The 6,005-nt window shown below is 43.2% G+C and carries 2 protein-coding genes and 1 pseudogene; all 3 read right to left on the bottom strand.

Translation table 11 applies throughout. From position 1 onward, the window contains the following. Nucleotides 1-368: 368 nt before the first annotated feature. The gene (locus tag VK541_RS07570) at nucleotides 369-2,027 is read right to left on the bottom strand and encodes a RagB/SusD family nutrient uptake outer membrane protein (protein ID WP_324368525.1); all 1,659 of its coding nucleotides are present in this window, start codon (nucleotides 2,025-2,027) and stop codon (nucleotides 369-371) included. Nucleotides 2,028-2,038: 11 nt separating this feature from the next. Further along, nucleotides 2,039-5,200, bottom strand: coding sequence for a SusC/RagA family TonB-linked outer membrane protein (locus VK541_RS07575; RefSeq protein ID WP_324368527.1), 3,162 nt, complete (start codon nucleotides 5,198-5,200; stop codon nucleotides 2,039-2,041). Nucleotides 5,201-5,663: 463 nt separating this feature from the next. Continuing rightward, a pseudogene (locus tag VK541_RS07580) lies at nucleotides 5,664-6,005 on the bottom strand (lipid-A-disaccharide synthase); the annotation flags it as partial.

A 6,005-nucleotide genomic window follows, 5' to 3' on the forward strand; every position in this document is an offset into this window, starting at 1 on the left:
GCAAGGCTGCTTCCGGAGGTCAGTAATTGAACTTAATATAAAATCCCGTGAAATCTTTTTTAGGAGATGGTTCTTTTAGTTTTGCATGGCTTACTTAATTTGATTCGTTTGATACCCATTTTTTTAATGATGTGGTGAATAAAATTTGTGAAGACATACAAAGAATAAACAGGGACGATTATACTAAATATGTGTTCTTTGGTTAGAAAAAACGTTTTACTAATTGAATGTAGTAAAAAATATTTACAGGAAGTACGTTTTATAAAAAAGAATTTACTTAATCGTATTCGTAAGTTTTTATACATTTTTAAAACAAAAAAAGGCAGCCATAAATGACCGCCCTTTCTCAATAGGTATTTGTGTGTTTCTTAATTGTAACCCGGGTTTTGGGTAAGTTTAGGATTTAAATCCCTTTGTACCTGAGGGATTGGATACAATGACCGGGAAGCTTGTGACGGAACATGATCCCACCAGCTTCCCGTAGTGAATTTACCAAAACGAATCATATCATCTCTTCTGAAGCCTTCGAAAATAAACTCTCTTCCCCGCTCCGCAAGAAGCTCGTCCATGGTCAGTGTAGCGGTGGTATAAGCTTTGGTTGCCCAGTCCGCTTCAGAATACGCTCTCTTTTTGCAATCATTGATCAGTGTCACCGCTTCTGCAGTGGCTGCATTTCCACTTTTGCGCATCAAAGCCTCAGCTTTGGCAAAATAGATCCAGGTTAACCTGTACACATTCCAATCCGTATTGTTATAATTTGGATCGGGCAGAACAGCTGTCCCGTTAACTATACCCGCAACTGAATTCCCCAGCTTGTATTTGTTAAATCTTACACCGCTGTTCTCTTCACCTTCACTCATATTTGAAACGGTAGATCCAGTTTTATTTTTACGAATGTTATCTACAAAAACCAGTGGCTGACCTGCGTATTCTACCGTTCCCTCTACCGGGGTTTTACCATCACTAAATTTTAGCTGGGGCCCGATCAGGAGCCATTCAGAGCGGCGATGATCTTCTGCTTCATACGTTGAATATGGCCCGGGGATCAACACGATGCCGTCATTACCGGTTCTTCCGCCGCCATAGATCTCTCTTTGCGCAAAATGGTAAAATTCGCCCGTCCATGATGGTTCAAAATTCGCCCTGACAAAATCGTAAGCAATGGAGAAAATGACTTCTTTAGACAAATCATTTGTATTCTTAAACTGATCGGTGATATTAGGATCCAGCATCATTGCACCGTTTTGACCACCAGCCTGACCGGTAATCAGTTTATCTGCGGCAGCGATACAATCGTCCCAGCGGGCGGTACCTGTCCATACTTCTGCATTCAGGTACAATTCAACCAGCATGGCGTAGGCACTGGCCTGAGACATGCGGCCCAGCATTGATTTAGACAGCACAGGGACTTTCTCGATATTGTCAAGAATTTCCTTCTCAACAAATGCAAATACTTCTTTGCGGTTCGTTGTTGTTGGATAGATCGGATTACCCGGTTCCGCAGGTTCTGTGACTATTGGAATATTGCCAAACAGGTCCATCAGCTTTAGGTAGTGAAATGCACGAAGCAATTTCAGCTCTGCTAAAAAGGCATCTTTTTCTTCCTGGGTAATTCCCATTGCCGCAATGTCTCGGGAACCGATGTTTGCGATCGGATCATTACAATAACCGATTCCCCCGTACATGAGTTTCCAGGCATTGTTTAATCCATCCTCATCTACAGTCCAGGTATGGTAATGCAGTCTTTTCCACTTGCCGCTGTCTTCTCCGTGAGGCCCTTTGGTTGGCCATGCCAGCTGATCGGCAGAAAGTTCTGCCGGACGCCACCAGCCATCCTGTCCTGATGGGGTAACCCAGGCATTTGCGTGTGTATATGGTCTTAAAACTGCAGATTGCACTTCTATTCTGCTTGTATAGAATTTATCCGCAGGAATCTGATCGTATGAGTTTTCATCCAGTTTTGTGCAGGCGCTCATAGTGCCCAGCAATAACAGCAATGATGAATATAGTATTGATTTATTTTTCATTCTAGTATAATTTAAAAACCTACATTAAGTCCTAACAGAAAAGAACGGGTACTTGGATATGCACCCCTGCTATCTACACCGGGCCCTAAACCTGTATCCTGAACAAAGTCAGGATCATTACCGCTGTAACCTGTTATGGTAGCAAGATTCTGTCCTGTAGCATAAATCCTCATATTACGGATCTGTTTAGCTTTGAACTTAAAGTTGTATCCTATTGTGACTTCATCAATCTTAACATTTGTTCCGTTTTCCAGGTAGTAATCGGAATACATATAAGTGTCATTAATGTGTGCGTTTTTCGTAAATGCTTCCTTTAAATAATTAGACCCTGAAATAGAGGGATTTCCATAAGACAGGGCAGTAGTGTTCAAAATCTGATAGTCGAACTTACCCCTGAGGAAAACCCTGAAATCAAAGTTCTTATAGCTCAGGTTTGCGGTATAGGATGCATAATATTTGGGGATTGCATTTCCAATAGGTGCAAGGTCGGTCAGGTTTTTATCTTTTGAGTTGTTGATCTCATCGTTACGAACCTTTTCTCCGTTTCTATTATAAAACAACCATTTTCCCTCGTCGTCAAATCCGGCAAATCTTTTTCCCCAGAACACACCCAGTTTTTCTCCTTCATAGGTTGTTATCGCATCGCCCAAGGCGCCAGCACCTCCAATTCCACCAAATGTTTTATACTTTACCGCATAAATGTCGTTAGAATAAGAGTTCAGCTTGTTACTGATCGTACTTCCTGTAAAGTCCATGCTAAAGGTGAAATCCTTGTTGGTTATGGCTTTATAATTAAGAGCCAGCTCGATACCTTTTGAAGAAATCGTACCCACATTAGCAAATACAGTAGACTGCACATAAGGAGGCTGAGGCGTAGCATAAGTATCTAAAAGATCTTTGGTCGTTCTGTCAAATACATCTAGTGAACCACTCAATTTGCTGTTCAGCATTGTAAAGTCTGCACCAATATTCAACTCACTTTTGCTTTCCCACTTCAGGAATGGATTCGCATTTCTGCCCGGGCCGTAAGTCTCGCGATACACATTATCAGGATATAAATACTTGCCGCCGCCTGTCAGGAGTACCCTCGAAGCATTGTTCTGGAAACCTGAGTTACCGGTCACACCATAACCCGCCCGTAATTTTAAATAATTGATAAACTTGACATTCTTCATGAAGCCTTCCTGTGAAACATTCCAGCCAACTGAAACCGCAGGGAAGCTGCCCCATTTGTTGTTTGCACCAAATTTTGATGATCCCTCTCTCCTCAGTATAAACTGGGCCAGGTATTTTCCGTTTAGGGCATAATTGATCCGGCCAAAGAATGCAATCAAAGTATTGTCATTCTTGAAACTGCCAAATGATGCCTTACCATCTGCCAGTGCCTGTCCTGCACCTAAATTGTTCTCATCAAACTGATCGTTTATAAAACCCCTGTTGTTGGCCTTTTCGCCTTCCTCAATATAGTATCTGTAGCTATATCCGGCGAGGGCAGTAATTGCATGTTTTTCAGCAATCGTTCTGGTATATTGTAAAGTAGGCTCAAATGCAAAGCTCTGAGACAGGAAGTTATTTTTGAATGCATACCCTCCGCTCGGATAGTCAGAATTCTCTACTGAATTTTCACTATTGAGCTGGGCATAACCTCCGTCTATATAGCTATCACGCTGTACTGAACCAAACACAGAAGCTTTTAATCCTTCCACAATATCCAGATCGGCTTTCACATCACCGGAACTGGTTTGTTGTTTGCGGTAATTTGTGGTCTGAAACAGACGTGCATACTGATTGGTACTTTGGGTATCAGAATAATAGGACCCGTCATCATTGAAGATCCGTTTGGTCGGATTTTTCGTTGCCTCTTCTTCCCAGCCGCTGCCGCTTAGTTCATTATTGTAAAAGTCAGAAAAATTTGCGTTGCTCAGCAGATTGGCATTGTTATAATTGGAAGCCAGGTTCATCTGAATACTCAGCTTATCGTCAAGCCCCTTTTGATTCACATTTAATCGGCCGGTATATTCTTTCCGTCCGTTTTCCAATGCAATCCCCTGCAGATCCCGGTAGTTTATGCTTGCCCGATAGCTGGTTTTATCAGTCCCTCCGGTAAGGGAAAGGTTATGATTTTGTGAAAGGTTATCATGGTTTACCAGCTTGTCGTACAAATCTTCGCTGCCGCCATAATCCGGCGCATCAATCTGTCCCGACGCAATCTTCTCTCTAAACTCTCCTGCAGTCAAAAAATCCTGCCTGTTCTGAATAAACTCTTTCCTTACATAACTGGAATAATTAAAGGTTGGCGGCCCGGCTTTTCCTTTTTTGGTGGTGATCAAAATTACACCCGCATTCGCACTTGTTCCGTAGATCGCAGCACCTGAACCATCCTTCAAAACGTCAACAGACAGAATATCATCCTGCTGCAAAAGGTCTGGATTTGCACCAGGAATACCGTCGATGACATACAGCGGGCTTGCGCTTCCCGTTACTGAAACCACTCCGCGAAGCTGTACACTTGGACTTGAGTTTGGATTGGATCCGCTGGTTCTGGTCAGGTTCAATCCTGCCACCTTACCCTGGATCAGGTCCAAAGGACTCCGCGCACCACTTTGTCTGAACTCAGCTGTGTCTACGTGAGCAACAGAAGAAGTCACTTCCTTCTTATCCAGCGTACCATATCCTACACCCACAATCATTACATTTTCAAGTACCTCCCCTGCGGCCGGAGCCATCTTGATGCTCAGCGGCACATTAGCGGATCCTGCCGGCCGGGTTACCGGAGTATATCCGATATAAGTAAAGGTCAGCGTTTCTGTTGGTCCGGTCACAGCGATACCAAACTTACCCGCCGCATCCGTTACAGCCCCCTTACCCGAAGCTGATTTGATCCCAACACCCGGGATCGGCTGGGAATTCTCGTCCACCACAAACCCGGTTACAATACCAGCTTTTTTAGTTGTATCCTGTGGCGCTGCTGCCGGAGGTGTAGCTGCAGCTGGCTGCTGTGGCGCAGCAACTGCTTTTTTTGTCGTATCTTTCTTTGTGGTATCCTGCTGCCACATGGCATGCTCCGTCAGGAGTCCGGTACTTTCAGATGCCCGGGTACTGGCGGCACTGCTCCGAAAGCCGGTGGCAAAGAGAAAAAAGATCCCGATACCAGTTAGTAATTTAATGTTCATAGACGTTGTTTTATAGTTAATAGTTCAAAGTATTCGTTTAATCCGTACGCGATTGAGCACAGCAAGCCTCAAACGGCTCAAAACCCGCATGACGGTGTCAATCAAAGAGTGCTAAGAAGATTAGAAAGCTTAATCAAAACAAGGCCTTAGCGAATGCCAAAAAGACAACGCAATAACCTCGCTGAAAAAAGCCTGAGACCGGGAAATTTAGATGGTGATAAAGGTTTAACCTTTACGTAATTTGAGAGATCAGCATGGCGAATTCCTATGCCTTAAAAGTTTATCCCGATGGGGGTTCTTGAGTGCGTTTACCGACAGTTTACAATGGGTATCTTTCATAATATACAGGGTAGCTATATTTAAGTAAAACGTTTTATCAAAGTCAAAAATAGAGTAAAATAACTTAAGACAAAACGTTTGGTTAAAAAATTTTATTGATTACCCTCTTAAACAATGTCCAATATCAATTGTTTTTAAAATATTGAATTATCAGTTTTGCGGTTCTTTTTGATGCTCCCGCCAGCCCCATTCTGGAGGATAATTCGTTATAATTCAAAAGCATATCCTTTCGTTCCGAACCCTCCAGAATAGCCCTCAATTCGGCAGTAATTTTTGTCTGGTTACAGTCTTCCTGAATGAGTTCTGTAACAACTTTTTTATCCATGATCAGGTTGACCAGCGAAATAAATTTAATGTTGACCAGCATCCTGGCGATGGCGACAGATATCGCGCCGCCCCGATAGACCACTACCTGGGGCACATGAAAAAGCGCCGTCTCCAATGTCGCTGTTCCTGATGCCACAAT

It is taken from the genome of Pedobacter sp. (genome assembly GCF_035317785.1).
Lineage (GTDB): Bacteria > Bacteroidota > Bacteroidia > Sphingobacteriales > Sphingobacteriaceae > Pedobacter.

Coding starts and splice junctions, on each gene's coding strand:
- VK541_RS07570 (WP_324368525.1), bottom strand. CDS start 2,027: ATGAAAAATAAATCAATACTATATTCATCATTGCTGTTATTGCTGGGC.
- VK541_RS07575 (WP_324368527.1), bottom strand. CDS start 5,200: ATGAACATTAAATTACTAACTGGTATCGGGATCTTTTTTCTCTTTGCC.